The organism is Wolbachia endosymbiont (group B) of Rhopobota naevana (genome assembly GCF_947250615.1).
GTDB lineage: Bacteria > Pseudomonadota > Alphaproteobacteria > Rickettsiales > Anaplasmataceae > Wolbachia.
On record NZ_OX366333.1, the window covers coordinates 1486859 to 1506415 of the forward strand.

General features: G+C 33.7%; 16 protein-coding genes and 1 tRNA gene. 8 read left to right on the plus strand and 9 right to left on the minus strand.

The annotated features are described in order from the left end of the window. Positions 1-17 precede the first annotated feature (17 nt). Both OOL01_RS07190 and OOL01_RS07195 read right to left on the minus strand, forming a co-directional pair. Positions 18-914 (minus strand): cation diffusion facilitator family transporter, encoded by an 897-nt coding sequence (locus tag OOL01_RS07190; protein WP_264686688.1) that lies wholly within the window; start codon positions 912-914, stop codon positions 18-20. A 28-nt stretch (positions 915-942) separates the two neighbouring features. Continuing rightward, positions 943-1015 (minus strand) — tRNA-Val (locus tag OOL01_RS07195). A 529-nt stretch (positions 1016-1544) separates the two neighbouring features. On the opposite strand from OOL01_RS07195, the gene OOL01_RS07200 reads away from it, so the two are divergent. Continuing rightward, entirely contained in the window at positions 1545-4844 is a 3300-nt protein-coding gene (locus tag OOL01_RS07200) for a peptidase M2 (protein ID WP_264686689.1), read from the plus strand. 33 nt (positions 4845-4877) lie between these two features. On the opposite strand, the gene OOL01_RS07205 is transcribed toward OOL01_RS07200, so the two are convergent. The 3 genes from OOL01_RS07205 to OOL01_RS07215 form a co-directional block, all read right to left on the minus strand. Then, on the minus strand, positions 4878-6116 hold the full coding sequence (locus OOL01_RS07205; RefSeq protein WP_264686429.1) for an IS256 family transposase: 1239 nt from the start codon (positions 6114-6116) through the stop codon (positions 4878-4880). 102 nt (positions 6117-6218) lie between these two features. Continuing rightward, positions 6219-7328 (minus strand): hypothetical protein, encoded by a 1110-nt coding sequence (locus tag OOL01_RS07210; RefSeq protein ID WP_141457035.1) that lies wholly within the window; start codon positions 7326-7328, stop codon positions 6219-6221. Continuing rightward, a complete protein-coding gene (locus tag OOL01_RS07215) occupies positions 7294-8490 on the minus strand; it encodes a hypothetical protein (protein ID WP_264686690.1) in 1197 nt (398 codons plus the stop codon). The genes OOL01_RS07210 and OOL01_RS07215 overlap by 35 nt, the downstream gene beginning before the upstream one ends. Positions 8491-8832: 342 nt before the next feature. Between OOL01_RS07215 and OOL01_RS07220 the strand changes: the two genes are divergently transcribed. The 7 genes from OOL01_RS07220 to OOL01_RS07250 all read left to right on the plus strand — a co-directional run bounded on the left by OOL01_RS07220 (position 8833) and on the right by OOL01_RS07250 (position 15878). Beyond that, on the plus strand, positions 8833-10464 hold the full coding sequence (locus OOL01_RS07220) for a recombinase family protein (protein WP_264686691.1): 1632 nt from the start codon (positions 8833-8835) through the stop codon (positions 10462-10464). Next, the gene (locus tag OOL01_RS07225; RefSeq protein WP_264686692.1) at positions 10394-11860 is read left to right on the plus strand and encodes a YifB family Mg chelatase-like AAA ATPase; all 1467 of its coding nucleotides are present in this window, start codon (positions 10394-10396) and stop codon (positions 11858-11860) included. The genes OOL01_RS07220 and OOL01_RS07225 overlap by 71 nt, the downstream gene beginning before the upstream one ends. A 77-nt stretch (positions 11861-11937) precedes the next feature. After that, a complete protein-coding gene (locus tag OOL01_RS07230) occupies positions 11938-12426 on the plus strand; it encodes a hypothetical protein (RefSeq protein ID WP_264686693.1) in 489 nt (162 codons plus the stop codon). A 231-nt stretch (positions 12427-12657) separates the two neighbouring features. After that, complete coding sequence (gene ftsZ, locus OOL01_RS07235; protein WP_264375783.1) at positions 12658-13842, plus strand: cell division protein FtsZ; 1185 nt, start codon at positions 12658-12660, stop codon at positions 13840-13842. Beyond that, positions 13842-14240, plus strand: coding sequence for an EVE domain-containing protein (locus OOL01_RS07240; protein ID WP_064085650.1), 399 nt, complete (start codon positions 13842-13844; stop codon positions 14238-14240). Before ftsZ ends, OOL01_RS07240 begins: the two co-directional genes overlap by 1 nt. Before the next feature lie 339 nt (positions 14241-14579). Then, the gene (gene ybeY, locus OOL01_RS07245; protein WP_015587883.1) at positions 14580-15038 is read left to right on the plus strand and encodes an rRNA maturation RNase YbeY; all 459 of its coding nucleotides are present in this window, start codon (positions 14580-14582) and stop codon (positions 15036-15038) included. A gap of 54 nt (positions 15039-15092) precedes the next feature. Next, positions 15093-15878: a succinate dehydrogenase iron-sulfur subunit gene (locus tag OOL01_RS07250; RefSeq protein ID WP_264686694.1), complete on the plus strand. Its 786-nt coding sequence runs from the start codon at positions 15093-15095 to the stop codon at positions 15876-15878. 3 nt (positions 15879-15881) lie between these two features. On the opposite strand, the gene OOL01_RS07255 is transcribed toward OOL01_RS07250, so the two are convergent. Genes OOL01_RS07255 through OOL01_RS07270 form a run of 4 tightly spaced genes read right to left on the minus strand, consistent with a single transcriptional unit; the run spans position 15882 to position 19314 of the window. Beyond that, positions 15882-17018 carry a hypothetical protein gene (locus tag OOL01_RS07255; RefSeq protein WP_019236658.1) on the minus strand — a complete coding sequence of 379 codons (1137 nt, stop codon included), beginning with the start codon at positions 17016-17018 and terminating at the stop codon, positions 15882-15884. A gap of 35 nt (positions 17019-17053) precedes the next feature. Further along, on the minus strand, positions 17054-17845 hold the full coding sequence (locus OOL01_RS07260; protein WP_064085647.1) for a GNAT family N-acetyltransferase: 792 nt from the start codon (positions 17843-17845) through the stop codon (positions 17054-17056). Then, positions 17835-18317, minus strand: a complete 483-nt coding sequence (locus OOL01_RS07265; RefSeq protein WP_029237689.1) for a phosphatidylglycerophosphatase A family protein — start codon at positions 18315-18317, stop codon at positions 17835-17837. Before OOL01_RS07265 ends, OOL01_RS07260 begins: the two co-directional genes overlap by 11 nt. Positions 18318-18336: 19 nt before the next feature. Continuing rightward, positions 18337-19314, minus strand: coding sequence for an NAD(P)H-dependent glycerol-3-phosphate dehydrogenase (locus OOL01_RS07270; RefSeq protein WP_264686695.1), 978 nt, complete (start codon positions 19312-19314; stop codon positions 18337-18339). Positions 19315-19557 lie beyond the last annotated feature (243 nt).

Sequence of the window (19557 nt, forward strand, 5' to 3'; positions counted from 1 at the left end):
CAAATAGCCTATAGATGTCAATGCTTAAGTATTTTACTGTCTACGCACTCATCGTATTCAATTTCAACTGTAGAGTGCGCAATTTCGAACCTATTTAATAGTATTTTTTTTATCTCATACAAAATATTAGTGTGTTGTCCATTTTGCTTTATCTTGGCATGCATAGTAAGTATAAAATAATTATCAGATAGTGACCATGCATGTATATGATGCACATCTATCACTTCAGGTAACTTAGATACAATCTCACTTTTTATCTCCTCAGCAGATACACTCTCAGGTGTACCTTCAAGGAGTATATGGCAAGAATTCTTGAGAATTTTATAGCCACTGTTTAAGATTATTACACTGACAAATACTGACAAAATAGGGTCCACTATTTGCCATCCGGTAAACATGATAATTATGGATGCAAGTATAGCAGCTACAGAACCTAAAATATCTCCGATAACATGCAATACAGCACTTTTTATGTTTATATTACTTTCGCATTTACTATGTAATATAAAAAAGACTATAATGTTAGAGATCAGGCCAAGTGTGGCAATTATTAGCATTACTTTCCATTCAACATTGACCGGACAAATGAATCTCTTTATTGATTCAATTATAATGACCGCTGCAATGAAAAATAGAGTTAAACCATTAACAAATGCTGCAATTATCTGCAATCTGTGATACCCATATGACCTCTGTAAATCAGATTTCTTAGCTGAAAATTTGTGTGCTATCCAGCTTAAAACCAAGGCAAAAAGATCAGTGAGCATATGTCCTGCATCTGATAACAGAGCAAGTGAGTGTGAAATCATTCCACCTGCTATTTCCATAAGCATTGTTATTGCAACTATTATTATAGAATAAATTAAGCGCTTGGACTCTGCTATTGAGTGTTTGCCATTGTGCACTGCTGTCATACAAAATCTTTTTATGAGCAAAAAAACGTGGGTAACACTGGGCTCGAACCAGCGACCCCTTGCACGTCAAGCAAGTGCTCTACCAACTGAGCTAATTACCCATCTTAACCTTAGTATAGTGCTTCAGTGAAATGAAAGTCAATTTGCTTTTAGACTTCTTGCTGAATGAAACTCCTTGACAAACCTTCCCACTTTCCTTATCATACCAATAAGAGTACTTATCCTTGTTTTTGATCCTCGCGGGTTCAACAACAAAAATTCAGTAAAAAACTCAGATATTTATTCGCAAATTACATAAAAATTATAGCGGCTGCATGTCTTTTTTATTTTTTCTACATTCAGCCAAATCGCGCTTGTTAGCACATTATTACAACGCCAATTTACATTATAAAACTCGCTACTAAAGGATTTTTTTACCTTTTTTTCTACTCAGTAAATTTCTTAATTATAATTCCGCTACTTATTAACAGCCATGGAATTTTAGCTATATTCTCGATTTTTCATATTGAGTTAACTATCTATACTTTTTTATTAAGATATAAATTATATCAATATGAGAATTTACACTTTCTTAGCGGAAGTAGCTTTATGCTTGATATTGTGGAGACTAATAAATTAGAGGTTAAAGTTATGACAATCAGTCAACAAGTAAATAAAAATATAACTAAAGAAGAATATTTTAACAATAAGCATATCATAGAAGTTAAAGATTTAAATATCAAAGTAGAGGTTCATTCTCATGATTTAAGAACAAGTAAAGTTGCTCACATTGAAAGTGAGATAAGAGAAACAGCTACTAATTTTAAAGATGCATTTAAGCTGGAGCCTGGTAGCTCAGAACAAACATTCAAAATTTATGTGTTTGATGATAAGGCTGATTACACTCACCTTGGTGGAAGCGAACGTTTTGGTTCTTACCTTGGAGATGAAGGTGGTAAATGTTACTACAAAGGAGAAGCTGATATTTTTGCTGAGATGTATGTCTATCAGCAAGGTGGCGTTCATAACCTTCAGCATGAATTTGCACATGGTTTAACTTACTTGGCTACAGGAGGAAAATCTCTACCTACAGTATTAATGGAGGGAATTGCAGATTACTTTGAACATCATTCAGATCACAAGTTCAATGCTCAAGGGTCAAGCATTGATAAAACTGAAGCCGCAAATTTGGATCTAGGTGGAATTTTAAATTTACAATACTCAGCCAATGGTGAAGAAAACAGTTTAGTGTATAAAACTGGTCATGCGTTGATAATGTACTTACAGGAAAAAGATCCTAGTTTATTAAGAGACTACCTAGATGCTTTACGTCAAGGTAACTCAGATGAATCAAAAAGTTTCTTGAAAGACATAAAAGGACATGATGCTGACTTCAAAAGTTGGCTTGCTGAGAATGATACAGAAACTGCAATGGAACATCTCAACGCTTTGCAAGTTACAAAAGGAGATTTTATAGCAACTGGTCAAGAAATAGTGGGTGGAGAAATTAAAGATGTATCGTATTATAAAGCAAATATAGAAAAAATAGATGGAGAAAACGTTGGAAGTTTCTCTGCTGTAGAGCATGTGTCATTTTACGATTATGCTCGTGCTGTTAATAGGGCAACAAATGATACCCTCGATATATCAAAGGAATATCATTTCTTAAAGGCAGTAAAAACTACTGATGGGCAGGTTAAGCTGACTTACTCTGATCAACAAGGTAATGAATATCAAAACAGTCAAGAGTATAAAATGCAAGCTTTGAGGATATTATCAAAACATGGTGAAGATCTTAGAAAATCTTACTATGATGGGAAAGAAGACTTAGATAAGCAGAAGGATATAAAATATAATGATGTGTTGAAAAGCCTGCGTGAACAGGAAGAAACACAGCGTCATGATGCATACGAGCAATACAAAAGAGGAGAGATCTCTTATGAGAAATTTGTAGAAAAATGCAATTCAGCCAGCACTAATTATCATAATGAAGATAAGAGATTATATAATGCTACACAGGACAAATATACACAACTGAAAGATGATTTGCTTGATAAAACCATAAACGCTGGCTTGAAACAAGTAAAAGAAACTCAGAACATTGACGTAGAAAAGATGTTAGAAGAGATGGTTAATATCGATCCAAACCTAATCAGAGGTGCTCATATTAATCTACAAGAAGGTAAAGTTTTCTCTATCAAAGCTCTTGGTCACGGAGATATGGGTGCACTATCTATATATGATGGGAATACAAAGCTTGGAGAGTTGTCGAGCGAATCGGGCTTTTTTAAGCAAGTTGAAGGTCAAACTAAAGAAACTTTTGTTTTTGAGGACATATTGCACAACTTGAATACTCAATATGACGGTGGTGCTTATATGGCTATTACAAAAGAAAATGGTCATTATAAAGCTTCTCTGATAGATGGCAGAACAGTTGAACGTGATGAATACTTTGATGAAGCACATTTACATGAAAATGAATTGTTGCATCCTAGCACTGGACACATTCAAAAAGATTTAGATTCTCTGCTTCTTAGAGGGACCAAAATTCTAAATCATCAGGATTCAAAGCATGCTCAATATTCTGATGAGCAAAGAGAAAGCGGCGTAATCGTAGAAAAAGGAACATTATTGGATGATAAAGGGACTGATAGAACAGACGACGATGTATACGAAGCGGTTGTAAAGCAAGGAGGCGAAAATCTACATGCATTCAAAAATATGGGCTTCTATATCACTGAAGAGATGAAAAATGAAAGAGGTGAAGTTATAAATGAAAGTAACTTGTTCATTCATGATCATGGAAAAAACGTAAGGTTTCAATTGCCAGGCAATGTTACTCACCTAAAATTGGTGGAAAAAGATGGACAATATAAATTAGCACCATCTGATTCTGAAGGAAGAGAATACAGTAGCATACCAGACGAATACAAATATATTGACCCAGTATTTGCACATGAATATGAAAAGAGAGATTATTCTCATAAACATATAAATGTGGGCCTTATAAACTTAGAAAAATATGCCCCTGGTAAACTTTTTACAATTAAACATGATCCAAATGATTATCAGATACAAAGAAACTCGAGTGGTCAAATAGTTAGAATAAAAGATCAAACATATTTCACTAAAGTAAAACCATTTGATGGTGATACTGATGAAGAAATTGGAATGTTATCTAATAATTTCCATAACTTCAAAGGAAAAATATTCTTTTCTGCTGATTATAACTACAGCTATAATGATTTCCTCGCATCTGTTTCTCCTCAAGTTGAAATTGAGAATATGGGAAATGGAAGCAAAAAAATAACTTTCGATCAAGGCAGTGGCGATATCGGCGATACTAACAGAGGCTACACGGACTATCAGAGAATATTCACAAAAGAGAAACAAACCGAAAGTCCAAAAGGGCAATTAAGTGAAACTAAGACAGAAGTTCATAGTACTACTAATGTTGTTGCTGAAGAGAGAACTGTATCAAACGACAATAGTGAAATACAGTCTGATCAACCACAAATTCCAACAAGGGCAAAAAGGTCAGCTTCAGTGGAGGAGAAAGAGCAGGTAGTGTTGAAAGACACAATCTTGAAAATAGAAAAGAGCTATGATCGAGATGTAGAAGGAAAGCATAAGGCAAATGTAATCATAGATTATAATGATGTGAAAGCCTTGTATAATAGAGCAGAAGGAGCAGATAAGCAATCTGTGTTAGATTTTTGGAACAAACTGCATACATGGGATTATAAGATTGGTGCTTTGCCGGAAGACAAGTATTACTTTAAAGATGGCAAATTTCTAATTCACGATAGTGACACGAAAAAGCTTATAGTGTTACCTGAAGATAAGGTATCCATCAAAATAATGAAGGATGGTGATAGTTATAGTTTGGCTATATCAAATGGTAATGGCAAAGTAATAAGCAGCATTAGTAAAATAGATAATCCAAATTAGGGAATGTTCAAAAAAGTGTGTCAAAGCGAATTTTTAGTTCAACTCAATTTTTAACCTATCAGGAAAAAAGATATCAAGTTGAGATATAGTTAGAGCCCAATTAGGCAAAGCCATAGCCCATTTTTGCTCTATCTTTTTTATAGCACAATATACCAATTTGTACAAGGCATTTGTACTGGTAAATGAACCTTTGGTTTTAGTAAATTTTCTGATTTGTCTGTGCAACCCCTCAATTGGATTGGTGGTATAAATTAGCCTTCTAACAGGGCCAGAATACTTAAAATAACTAGACAAATTTTCCCAATTGTTTTGCCACGATTTTATGACTAAAGGATATTTTTCACCCCATTTTTCCTCCAGTTCAAGTAAATAATTTTCGGCGATTTCTCTACTTGTAGCACGGTATATTTTTTTCAAATCATTCATAAAAACTTTTATATCTTTGCTGGATACGTATTTTAGTGAATTTCTTATTTGGTGCACAATGCATAACTGTACCTCAGCATTGGGAAATACGCTATTTATATCTGTAGGGAAGCTTTTCAGACCGTCAACACAAGCTATCAAAATGTCTTCTACTCCTCTCTCTTTTAAGTCATTTAATACGCCTAGCCAGAAGTTAGCTCCCTCACTTTCTGCTAAGTAAAAACCCAGTACTTCTTTTCTGCCATTTTGGTCTATTCCTAATATATTGTACATGCATTTACTTATGCAATGTCCATTCTCTTTGACCTTAAAAAACATCCCATCCATAAATACTATCGGGTATACTGATTGTAGGGGACGACTCCTCCATTCATTGATTATAGGCAGTAATTTATCTGTAATTCCAGATATCTCTGCTGCAGATATTTTATGGTCATAGATTTCTTCCACATAGGATGCTATATCCCTGTATCCCACACCGCTTGCAAACATGTTCAAGACCTTTGTTTCAAGTTCTGGATGTAAGCTTGTTTGCCTTTTTTTCACTATCTGTGGTTCGAAACTTCCCTCTCTATCTCTTGGTGTCAATAGTTCAAATGAACCTGCACTCGTCTTCAAAGTTTTGCCATTCTTTCCGTTTCTTCGATTCTTTTCTTCTCTTTCATTGGATAAATGATGCTCTATTTCACCTTCTAGACTTGCTTCCAGCAGCCTTTTTACAAATGGTGTTAATGCTCCATCTCTCCCCATCAATGGTTTACCTTCCCTTATTGATGACAGTATATTTGCTTCCAGCTCTTTGTAATCTACCAGGCCAGTCGTTCCATTTTCTATTTTGTAACTCATATATCAAACCTCTATTTTTTGTTTCTATTTTATTTTTATTTCTCGGTTTGACACACTTTTTTGAACATTCCCGAAAAAAACTATTTTTGATAACAAAAAACTCTATTTTTTTATAGTCAAAGTAAAAGGGTTAATACGATAACCATGTGATGATCTTTGCCAACCAAGGGTTTGTATTACATCATCACGTTCAATACTTAATCCTAATTTCTCAGCCAATGTAGCTTTGATCGTTTTTTGCATCTTGTTTAATGGTTTTCTGATTTGATGTTCTAAATCTGCTTCTAAACTAAGTCCCAAGAGTTTTTCTAACTGATTAATATTGAGAAGTGTATGTTTTTCAGGTGGTAACTCTTTCTCACAGTCATGTAAAAATTGCTTGAACAATATTCGAAAAATATTAAGGCATGATGCAGCTTTTTTATTTATAACTTCAACGCTATTAACATATACCATACCTTTAACTACCTGTAACTCCAAAAGCTTTATTGGCACAATTGGTTCAACACGTTTAAGCGAAATATATGAAGCTGGTAAAACTTGCAAAGAAGTATTTTCTACTACCTCTGGTACTCCTTTTTTAGCTGCCTCTTGGAATATCTCAGTTACAGTCTTATACTGGCAAAACAGTTCTACCATTCGCACTACATATAGGCTCAATAATAGATTAGGTATATCTTTTTTTAGAGTAATGAGAACTGTCGGATGGACTCTCAGTTTATCTATGGTTAAAAATATCGCATCAGTACAAAAATCAAGGATTATTAGATTTACAATATGACCTTGATCACAAGTATAATAAACTCCTTTTTCCATTTTTCCCCACATAAGTCTTGAATCATTCAACTTTGTTTCAAACCAGTCTATGATTTTCTCTATATTTAAGTATATGGATAAGAGATGAAATCTCTGTTTTTTATAAGTATTAGGCAAAATATGACGAGAACAGTTTTCACAAATAGCGTCATCACATGCTTCATCAAAGTCTGGATCGATAAAAATCTCATTGCTACAACTTGGATCAATTACATTTGGCCAATCAAGATGATCTTCTTCACGAGAGCAAACAATATAGTACCTTTCTTGCATTTTTATCAATCCAAGATCAAATAAGTATCTTGCTGCTTTAATGTGATTTTGACTTGGATTAACCCAAGAACTATTTGAACTTAAAAGATCAGCAATTTGCTCGTGAAAGGATTTTAAGACCATAAGATTGTTCCATATGTTTCTTCAGGTCCTCTCTTTCTTTTTTATTGAGCGGATGCTCTGAATAATAAATTTCCCCACTTGATTTGAAAGAAAATGTTACCTTTTTGTTTTGGAACATTACTTTAGCTGATTGAATAGATTGTAGTATGTTGCCAATAGCTGGCTTTAAAATATGTAACTCTGGTGCAATAGGATCATACGGCTTTACACTTAAAGTAAGATATGTATTACTATTTTTAAAATAATCTGACTTAAAATTTAACTCAAATATACAAATATTAGGGTCAGAACCCTCTATACATGCTTGAAGGAATTTATGCACTTGTAGTAGAAAGTTCTTATCCTGTATATTTACAAAAGTACATTCGCAGTTAAAATAACCACTTACAATACTATTTGCTATTTCCACAGCTTTATTGGTATTTTTAGCACAGAGATTAACCTTTGTACCATCAATCGAAAAATTTAAAATCATCCACTCAGGTTTATGGCCATGAACAACTTTGTTTGAGTTAAGCAGTAAATCCATGTCACTTCCTCGACGTACAAACATATATATTCGATCTTGATGATGGAAAAAACCCTGCAACTGGTCATCATCCTTAAGTATCTGCTCTACGGATTCTTGTGACATAAATTCCTTAAATGAAGTATTTATTTGTCTTGGTGGTTTCTGTAGAGCAAATGATACGAAGCCTTTCTTTTGTACTTTATCAAAGTGATAGACAGATTTTAGAAGTTCGCAACTTATGTGAAACAGTAAAAATAACAAGGATCTTTTATCGTACTTAGTATTATTTTTGATCAGGTACGATCTCATTAACTCTTGAGTGAGGGCAAATCTTGCTACTTCACTAACTGTAGCCTCAAGTTTCGTGCGATCAAAGTGGCTAATGAGATAATAGTCAAAAAGAGAGTCAGAGTAACTGGTAAGTATCTTACGTTTTTGTTGAGTCGATCTATCGTCATAATCTCCGTCCTGAAAAAGTTGCCCATTTAAATGATTTTTAAAGCAATGCTGAAAAATGATACTCAATTGTCTACCAGAAAGAGAATCAAGCCATAGTTTACGTAATTCTAAATCTTGAAAGCGATCTAGCAAGAGATTAACGGGAACCTCTAAATCACTCTCCCAGAATTCATAACTTGGATGAACATTCATGATACTTTAAATAAGCCATATCATACATAATATGATAATTCAAGTAAAGATTTTTTGGACATAATTTTTTCAAATCTTGTATATTTATTAGGGAGAATTTCTTGTTTGCGCGAACTAGACAGCTTTTTTAAATTAAGGTGTTTAGTTTAAAATGGTAAACGTTTTCTTTTAGCTATGGCAATAGAAGTCTCCTAACCTATAAGAAAATTCACAGGAAGAAAAACATGCAAAAAGGGGATTTAACTATTTATTGCCGTTATGAGCCCAGTCGGTTGGCAGGTACATATTTGGCAGATGCTTATGAACAATTATTGAAATATAAAATAAAGGAGGTAGAAGAAAATGACAACCGTAAGCTTGTATGCAAGAGTTTCATCAAGACAACAGGCACAAGAGAATACGATAGAGAGTCAGATTGTAGAATTGGAGCGTCGCATTAGTAGCGATGGACATGAGTTATTAGATGAGCATAGGTTCATCGATAATGGCTACAGTGGATCAAACTTAGAACGTCCTGGCTTAGAGAGTTTACGTGATAGAGTAGCAGAAGGTAAGATTGATAAGATATATATTCATTCACCTGATCGGCTATCACGGAAATTTTCATATCAAATGATCTTACTCGAAGAGTTTAAAAAGGCTGGATCTGAAATAGTATTTTTAAATCATAAGTTTGATGATAATCCTGATTCCCATTTATTTCTACAGATTCAAGGAGCAATAGCAGAGTATGAACGTGCAAAGATTATGGAACGAAATCGCAGAGGAAAACTTCATGCAGCTAAAGCTGGGTGTATAAGTGTGATGGGTAGGGCGCCTTACGGTTATCGCTACATAGCAAAACACGTAGGTGAAGGAAGTGCTCAATTTGAGGTTGATGAAGAAGAGGCAAATATAGTGCGTAAAATATTTAGTCGGGTTGGCCAAGAAAGAGCAAGTATAGGAGAAGTTGTACATGAACTGAATAAGATACCGGTAATAACACGAACAGGAAAAAGGTATTGGAAAAGGAGCACTATTTGGAACATGTTAAAAAATCCTGCTTATATAGGACAAGCAGCTTATGGTAAAACTAGGACATGCTCAAAACCACAAGTAAAAAAATCAAAAAAAGGAACTTGTGGTAAACTTAAAAGTGGTCGCTTTAATAGTGATAAAGAGAATTGGACTTATATTCCAGTACCAAAAATAATCAATGAGCATTTATTTGATTCAGTGCAGGCACAACTAACTGAAAATAGGCAAAGAGCAAGAGTACGACAAAGAAGAGAAACATATTTATTGCAAGGTTTAATGGTATGTCAACGTTGTCAATATACTTATTGTGGTACAAACCACGTTCATAAAAAGTCGACATATTATTACTATCGTTGCTCTGGTACAAACTCTAGCAAATTCAATGGCAATAAAATCTGCGATAATAAATCAATACGCACTGATATATTAGATGGAGTTATATGGGAAGAAGTCAAGAGTATCTTGAAAGAGCCAGATAGGATTGCAAATGAATATCAACGTAGATTGTCAGAGAACAAAAAACCTTTACATAATCAAACACGTGAAAAGCAAGAAAGTAAGCTAAGATTAAGTATCAAAAAATTTATTGATAGCTATGCCAAAGGGTTTATAAGCCAAGAAGAATTTGAACCAAGAATCACAACAATGAAACAACATTTGAAAGAAATTGAAGAAGAGAAAGAAAGAACGCTTGATCAAAAAAAACTACAACAAGAATTGAGCCTTGTTACAGATAGCTTGAAAAACTTTTCCTCAAGTGTTGAATCAAAGCTTGATCAAGTGGATTGGCAGACTAAGCAAAATATTATTAGAATGTTAATTCATCAAATTGAAATCAACCACAATCACCTATATATAGTATTTCGCATAAAAAGTCTTGCAAATTTTGATCAAAATAGCCATAATAGAATTATGCAATGTTGTACTAGCAGTCAATATTGTTGGACTGCCGGATAAAACTGTTGCAGAATCTAAAGAGCGCATCAGAGCGGCATTAAACTCAATTAATTTACTACTACCTCCAAAAAGAATCACAGTTAATCTTTCCCCTGCGGATTTGCTTAAAGAAGGTAGTCATTATGACTTAGCTATTGCTGTTGGATTACTTGTTGTAATGAATGTGATACCAGTTGAAAAAGTTCAGTCTTATATAATTATGGGCGAGCTTGCACTAGACAGCAGAGTCATACCAATCTCAGGAGTACTTCCAACAGCAATCAATGCAAAACAGGCAAATAAAGGAGTAATTTGCCCAAGGGGAAATGGAGTAGAAGCTTCATGGGTAAAGAATGTTTCTATTCTAGCTATAGAGAAATTAACCGATATTATCAGACATTTTAAGGGTGAGCAGTTAATTCAGCCGGTAACTTTTAACTATAGCGCTGCACCCAAAGAAAAAAATTCAGTTCCAGATATAAAGGATATTAAAGGTCAAGTTGTTGCAAAAAGAGCAGCTGAAATTGCAGCAGCAGGTGGACACAATATGCTCCTTGTTGGACCTCCTGGTACTGGAAAGTCAATGCTTGCTAAGCGATTTATAGGGCTATTACCCGATTTGACTGAACAAGAGATGATTGATGTTAATATCATCTCTAGCATAACAAAAGCCGGTAACGAAACATTTAAAGTAACTCGTCCCTTTCGTGAACCTCATCACTCATGCTCGATGTCAGCGATGATAGGGGGAGGGAAAAATGCAAAGCCTGGGGAAATCACCATGGCTCACAATGGTGTGTTATTTCTTGATGAGCTACCTGAATTTCCAAGGCTTGTACTTGATTCTCTACGTCAACCACTTGAAGATAGAAAAGTTACTATTGCACGTGCAAATGCTCACATTACTTATCCAGCTAATTTTCAACTTATAGCTGCAATGAATCCCTGCAGGTGCGGTTATTTAGGTGATGCAAGTAGATCGTGCAACAAAGCTCCAAAGTGTGGCACAGATTACAAAAACAAAATATCAGGACCATTGCTTGATAGAATAGACATATGTATTGAAATGCCAAACGTTAGCATACTTTCTCCTGAAATCTCTGTGGAGGGAGAAAGTACCGAATTTATAAGAGGAAGGGTGATAGCAGCGAGAAAAATTCAAACTGAGCGTTATAGTAAATTTAATATTCGTTGCAATGCAGAAATCAGTGGTGAAGCATTAAATAAATTCACTGAACCAGATCAGGAAGGGTTAGAATTGCTAAAATACGTACTGAAAGAAAATTACATTTCCAATCGAGGCTATACACGTGTATTAAGAGTCGCAAGAACCATTGCAGATCTTGCGAAAAGTGAGGAAATAAAAAGAGCACACATCGCAGAAGCGCTGAATTACAGAATAAGAATGTATAAATAAATTAATCTGCTTGACAGACAACTTTTTTTTGCCATATACTACCATTAGTGAAATTTTAATATTTTTGGAGTAAAGTTATGAGAAGAATTGAAGAAATAAAAAATAAATACAGAAGTGAAGGGCTTTGGTCAGCAGCTAAAGAAGTTCCTGTGCAAGGTTGGGGTCTTGTAAAAGAAAATCCGAGTGAAACAGTTGTTACTTTTGTAGCAATTGCAGCAGTAGCTTCGCTTACGGCTGCTTATTTCTTAAGTCCAGCTTATGCAACCTTTGTTGGTACAGTTGGAACAAAAGCTGCAACACTTGTTAATCCTGCTATTACTACAATGTCTAATTTTGCAGTTGCTCATCCACTCATTGCTAGTTTGATAGTTCTTGCTGCAGTAGCAGCTCTAATAGTTGCACCTGTGCTTGCATATAAAAACAGTGGTAAATCAGAGGAAATTAAAGCCCTCAATAGCAACATTAACGAAATAGCAGCAAAAGTAAACGAAGATAATACAGACCCAAAAACTATGATTGATGAACCTAAAGTAATGCCTTGCTTGGCGAATACTCGCCCTGTATAAATTATGCTTTCAACAAAAAGGACAGGCTTCTGTCCTTTTTTACTTACAAGTACTTTCTGTTTTTTTTGCAGTTTTAAGTAGTGTTGTTTGAAAGCCTGTAATCATTACATCTTAAGAATAAGTAAATCTTGTTTACTATTTGCATATATCAAAATGAAAAATGTTTGCATACTGTTAAAAAGATAGTAACTTGTTATCAAGTGAATTCACTAATATTTGAGTAAAATTTAAATGTCAATCGACCTTAGTTTACCAGAATTACCCATATTGCACCCAAGGATTACCGTTGTGGGAGTGGGTGGTGCTGGTGGAAATGCTGTGAACAACATGATTCAATCCAATTTACAAGGAGTAAATTTTGTTGTAGCAAATACCGATGCTCAAGCGTTAGAGAAGTCATTATGTGATAAAAAAATTCAACTTGGTATTAACTTAACTAAGGGCCTTGGTGCTGGTGCTTTGCCTGATGTTGGTAAAGGTGCAGCAGAAGAATCAATTGATGAAATTATGGAGCATATAAAAGATAGCCATATGCTCTTTATCACAGCAGGGATGGGTGGTGGTACTGGAACAGGTGCTGCACCGGTAATTGCAAAAGCAGCCAGAGAAGCAAGAGCGGTAGTTAAAGATAAAGGAGCAAAAGAAAAAAAGATACTGACTGTTGGAGTTGTAACTAAGCCGTTCGGTTTTGAAGGTGTGCGACGTATGCGCATTGCAGAGCTTGGACTTGAAGAGTTGCAAAAATACGTAGATACACTTATTGTCATTCCCAATCAAAATTTATTTAGAATTGCTAACGAGAAAACTACATTTGCTGACGCATTTCAACTCGCCGATAATGTTCTGCATATTGGCATAAGAGGAGTAACTGATTTGATGATCATGCCAGGACTGATTAATCTTGATTTTGCTGATATAGAAACAGTAATGAGTGAGATGGGTAAAGCAATGATTGGTACTGGAGAGGCAGAAGGAGAAGATAGGGCAATTAGTGCTGCAGAGGCTGCGATATCTAATCCATTGCTTGATAATGTATCAATGAAAGGTGCGCAAGGAATATTGATTAATATTACTGGTGGTGGAGATATGACTCTATTTGAAGTTGATGCTGCAGCCAATAGAGTGCGTGAAGAAGTGGATGAAAATGCAAATATAATATTTGGTGCTACTTTTGATCAGGCGATGGAGGGAAGAGTTAGAGTTTCTGTTCTTGCAACTGGCATTGATAGCTGTAACAACAATTCATCTGTTAATCAAAACAAGATCCCAGCAGAGGAAAAAAATTTTAAATGGCCTTATAATCAAATTCCAATATTAGAAACAAAAGAATATGCTTCAACTGAGCAAACAAACGAAAGAGTTAAGTGGGGTAGCAATGTTTATGATATACCAGCTTATTTAAGAAGAAAAAAATAATGCAATTTTGGCTACTCAAGTCAGAGCCAAGTGAATACTCGTGGCAAAAAATGGGAAAGGAGCAGGTGACGCAGTGGAATGGTGTATGCAATTATCAAGCTCAAAATTACATGAGAGCTATGAAATTAGGCGATCTTGCATTTTTTTATCATACAGGTAAAGAGAGAGTTATACTTGGAATAGTTGAAGTATTAAAGGAGTATTATCATGTTTATAATTCCAAATTTGGACTAGTGAATGTAAAATTTTTGAAACCTTTAAGTAACCAAGTGACGTTAAACAGTATAAAACAAAACCCACTTTTGAAAAATATGGTTATATTAAAACAATCACGTTTATCAGTTTCTCCAGTTTTAGAGACTGAGTGGAATGAAATAATAAGGATGAGTGATGTGTAATACCTGTTGCCAAACAATATTACCTCAGCACACAACATACAGCTGTATGAGTGTTTGTTTCGAAGTAGCCGATTTTTCATCAAACACAAAGCAGTGCTTGACACTGGAATCCAGCTGTAATGCAACCACATTAAAAATGTTGTGTTTTAATATAGCTTTTATATTCACTCACCTAATGTCTAATCAGAATTCCTGGATCCCAGTGTCGGAGCACTGGGATGACATACTTCTAGTGTACAATATTCGTATAGTTGTGTGTATGATACGATGGTCTATAATTCTTCTTTTTTGGGTTCCAATGTCAAGTGATGGGATAATGTCCTTTCTGGTGCTTTATTCATGTTAGAAGTAAATATTCTTGATAAGAGGTGGCATAGTATTACGAAGGACCCACAGAGTTTTGTATTAAATATTATTAACGCTTCTCTAAAAGAATTAAAAATAGATCATTATAAACCAAATATATCAATAGCTCTCGCTGATGATAACTTGCTACATCAACTTAATCTTAAGTTTAGAGAAATAGATAAGCCAACTAATGTACTATCATTTCCATGCGAACAGTTATCTAGTGAATGTGATCTAGGAGACATAGCAATTGCAGTAGATACAATAGAAAGAGAGTCCCATGAGTACTGTATATCTATCCTCACTCACACTGCACACATGTTAGTTCATGGATTGCTGCATTTACTTGGCTATGATCATCAAAAAGAAGATGAAGAAATTATAATGAAAAGTTTAGAGAGCAAGATTTTAGCTTTGCTTGAATTTGAAAAGGAAAAGTATGGTAGATAATACCAAAATATGTTATTTACAAAAAAGGGGTTTTAGCTGTAAAAGGTAAGCAATATGGTTCAGTTTTCTTTACCAAAAAATTCTAAAGTTAATAAAAAGGGCAAGGTTTATCCTACTCCTACTGGAGCAAAAAATATTAGAAGATTTCAAATTTATCGTTGGTCTGCTGATGATAAAAATCCAAGAATAGACACATTTTTTATCGATATGGATAATTGTGGCCCTATGGTACTTGATGTATTAATAAAAATAAAGGATGAAATAGATTCAACCTTAACTTTTAGACGCTCTTGCAGAGAAGGAATATGCGGATCTTGTGCAATGAATATTGATGGTACCAACACTCTTGCATGCACTAAATCTATACATGATATAAAAGGTGAAGTAAAAATATATCCACTACCTCATATGTATATAGTAAAGGATCTAGTTCCAGATCTAAGCCAATTTTATGAGCAATACAAATCGATTAAACCTTGGTTACAAACAGATAAATCTGCCTTACAAAATAAAGAATACTTTCAATCTCCTGAAGATAGAAAAAAATTGGATGGTCTGTCTGATTGTATACTATGTGCTTGCTGTTCGACTGGTTGCCCAAGCTATTGGTGGAATGGTGATAAATTTTTAGGGCCAGCGGTATTACTGCAAGCTTATAGATGGATTGCTGACAGTCGTGATAATAAGAAAGAAGAAAGACTTGCTTCTTTAAACGACCCATTTAAGTTGTATCGTTGTCATACAATAATGAATTGTACAAAAACCTGCCCGAAAGGGCTTAACCCAGCAAAAGCGATAGCGAAAGTAAAACAGCTTATGGTAGAAAGAGAAGGAATTTGAGTGTTATTTCTGGCACTCTTCGTAAGAAAATAGTAGACCCTCTGAAGCATAGGGTATTGTTAATACTCTAAACGTTCTTCCATTCATGAAATGTATTGTTTCACCATATGATTCCAGTAATCTTTTAAACAACTCATGTCTTTGATTATTAATAGTTTGAAAATCCTTTTTTCCTAAAAGCTTTTTAGATTCAAATAGGTGAAGCATAATCTCGTGATAAGTTGGATAAGACTCCAAAAATTTTGGATCAAACTGAAAAGTTTTTATAAAAGCATTATTATAAAATTTTAGCTTTTGATTCTTACTATATATCGCTACAGCAATCGATAGCTTCTCAAGCAAACTTTCTTGTGCAGCTAAACAATTGCTTAGCTCAGTATGTAATTTTTTTTCATCACTAATATCTTTTCCATACATTACTATGCTATTAGAATTTTGCACTGGAACTTCAACAAAATTAAAAACCTTAGGTTCGTTCTTGTAAGTTATTACACACTCTCCTGGTTTTACGTTATAGGAGCCACTCGCAACAGTAAATTTTTTAGAGCTGCCTATATATTTATCATAAAATAAGTTATAAAACCTTACTTTTTTATTCTTATTGTGCTTCAGTATTGGAAATGGTAAAGAGTCAAAAATTTTTTTATAGTTCTCCAATTCTCGCATAAGCTTACTATTTTCTAACTCAAGTTCATTAGCTTTTATCTTATAATCGGAGATATTCCTTATCCATAACAACACACCAATCACATTATTAGAATAATCTATTATGCTTTTACCATAACATGTGCAATAAACCTCACTGTCTTTTGACTTTAAATCTAGAGTAAAAGATTTATTTATTTCCTTTGCCTCAGCAAAACTTTTAATTAAGCTTTCTGATTGCTCAAAAAAATTTACAAACTCATTAAATGAATAAAAAACAGTATTAAGCAAAATTAGTAAATTGGGAGAAAATTTTTCTATACGTTTTTTTGCGTCCCAAATATAAAATCCATCATTCACAGTATCTATTAAATTATTTATGATAACATTTTGATGTTGTAAGTCCTTAATTTTATTACTAATTTTTAATTTAGAATATGAGAAAAAGAAGAATACTAGAATTAGTAGTAAAACTATTTCATACAAAAAAAACATAGTATTCTAAAACAAATATAAAAATTTGTAACCTCTCAGCAAAGAGATTGTACTGAAGAGGTATATAAGTGAAGATTGCCCAATACCCTAAAGCCTAATCTCTTATAAAGGTTTACAGAAGGTTTCATGCAATGTGCTACTATGTATTTGCACTCAAATTGCCTAGCTATCTTTATTCTTTCTAGAACCATTTGAGTTCCTATTCCACGACCCCTGTAAATTGGTAAAACTCCATCGCTATAAAAACCAGCTATGCTGTCTTGAATATAAAGACCGCATGTTCCAACAATTTCGTTATTTAGCATTACAAGAAAAAATCTTAACCTTGAGCTCTTATCATCATAATTCGATAATTGGCGAAAAAATGTGCTAACAATACTAATTCTATGATAAAAAATTTTAGAAGTGTGTAAATCTAATTGCTCTAAGAGCTCACTACTATTTACAACATTGAACTTCAAATTTGGAACAGCATCATCAGGCAAAAAATAATCTTTTATATTGAGTAAAACTTTTTTTGGTGTGCTAACGTGTTTTATTTCGCATTTTTCTAAAATACCCCCTATTTTTATACGTGGACTTATTATCCATGTTGCTTCTATATTTCGTGCTTTGAGATAATCTAGAGTTCTGCATATGGAAAGCTCAGTACATTGATCTTCACAAAACACAAAATTAAATAACGATTCTCTGGTACCATTTACTGTAAATATAACATTATCAAATTCGTCATGTATTTCCCACTTGGACAAATTCGTTGCATAAAGTATATAATCCTTTAGGTTCTGAATAATTAAGCTTGAATAACAAATTTTTTTATTCTGCATAAACCAACAATAAACAATAAAAGGCTCCTATAAAAACAAAGGCTAAAATTGCAGCTACAACATCATCTAGCATAATACCTAAAGGACCTTTTGTATTTTTATCAATCAAATTTATAGGCCACACTTTTATTATATCAAAAAACCTAAAGGAGAAAAAGCACACCAACAATACAGAGCTATTCATTTCTTGTTCTAATAATATTGAAACTAGAAGTACTGTCAGCAATTGACCAACTACTTCATCAATTACTACCTCTTTTGGATCATGCGGAGCTTTGTAATGTTGTATATAATTGCCTGTAGACCATAATCCAACTAAGAATAAAAAAAAAATAATTGCTGTACCTAAAATTCTGTCATTGAGTAATATAGGAACAATTGGGTAAGCAGCTAAGCTGCCTATAGTACCTGGCATGTGTTTTACCGTGCCAGATAGCCACCATGTTGATATTAATTTATATAAAAATTTCACAATATACCGAAATATAAAACTAATTTACAAGAACAGAAATAGTATCTTCTATAGAAGTATTTTCATATAGCAATCTATAGATCGCTTCACATATGGGCATTTTTATCTTTAGCTTTTCTGCTAAATCAAATGCAGACTTAGCAGTGTTAAAACCTTCAATTACCGACTTACCTTCTGATAAAATCTGCTGAGCACTAGAACCATTACTATTAGCTACTTTAGATCCAAAAGATAGATTTCTTGAATTTAATGATGTGCATGTCACAACCAAATCGCCTAAGCATGCTGGTCCAAGTAGTGTATTTATATCTACATTGCCGTCACCAACTTTTGCTGAGTATAAAGCCTTAATTTCACTCATACTTTTCGTAATTAATGCTGCATGAGCATTAAACCCAAACCTACCTAGAACAACCCCACATGCTATAGCAAAAACATTCTTTAACGCTGCACAAACCTGTATTCCTATAACATCGCTACTAAGGTACAATTTAATATTTTCTTGCTGTAGCTCTGATACTAATTTTAAACCTAATACTTCATTTTGACATGCAAGAACCATCGAATATGGTAATTTTCTTGCAACTTCTATAGCAAAGCTAGGACCAGAAAAAGCAGCAAGAGGATTATTAGGTAAAACTTCATTGACTACTTCACTAGGTAATTTTAATGTAGATTTTTCTATTCCCTTACAAGCCAAAATTATTGCCACATTTTTTTTTAGGTTACAATCATTCAATTGATGACATATCTCCCTTAGAGACTGAGTAGGAACAGCTAGAATTATTACTGAAGCATTAACTGCATCTTCAATAGCTAATTTTACTGATACATTATCAGAAATTGGACAATCAGGTAGCTTGTCACTTTCTCTTTTCTCTTTAATTGATTCAAATATGGCCTTATTGCGAGTCCACAAAATTACATTTTTCTTACTACTTAATGAAATCGCAATTGCTGTACCCCATGCGCCAGCACCTAAAACTGATATTACCACTCAATATTCCTGAAAGTATTACTTATAATTTAAAACTGTAGAATAAGTAAATTAAAAATATAACATAAAAGTATAAAATAGTTTAAATATCTATTAACCTAAGTATTCTTTTAATAAAAATAGCTTCTATTCAATATTTACTAAAAATAGTATTATTATAGTATATCTATTGTATTTTAGATCTATTTGTATAATTTTGGAACGACACATTAACTATTAATTAATAAGTGTAATTTCTATTAT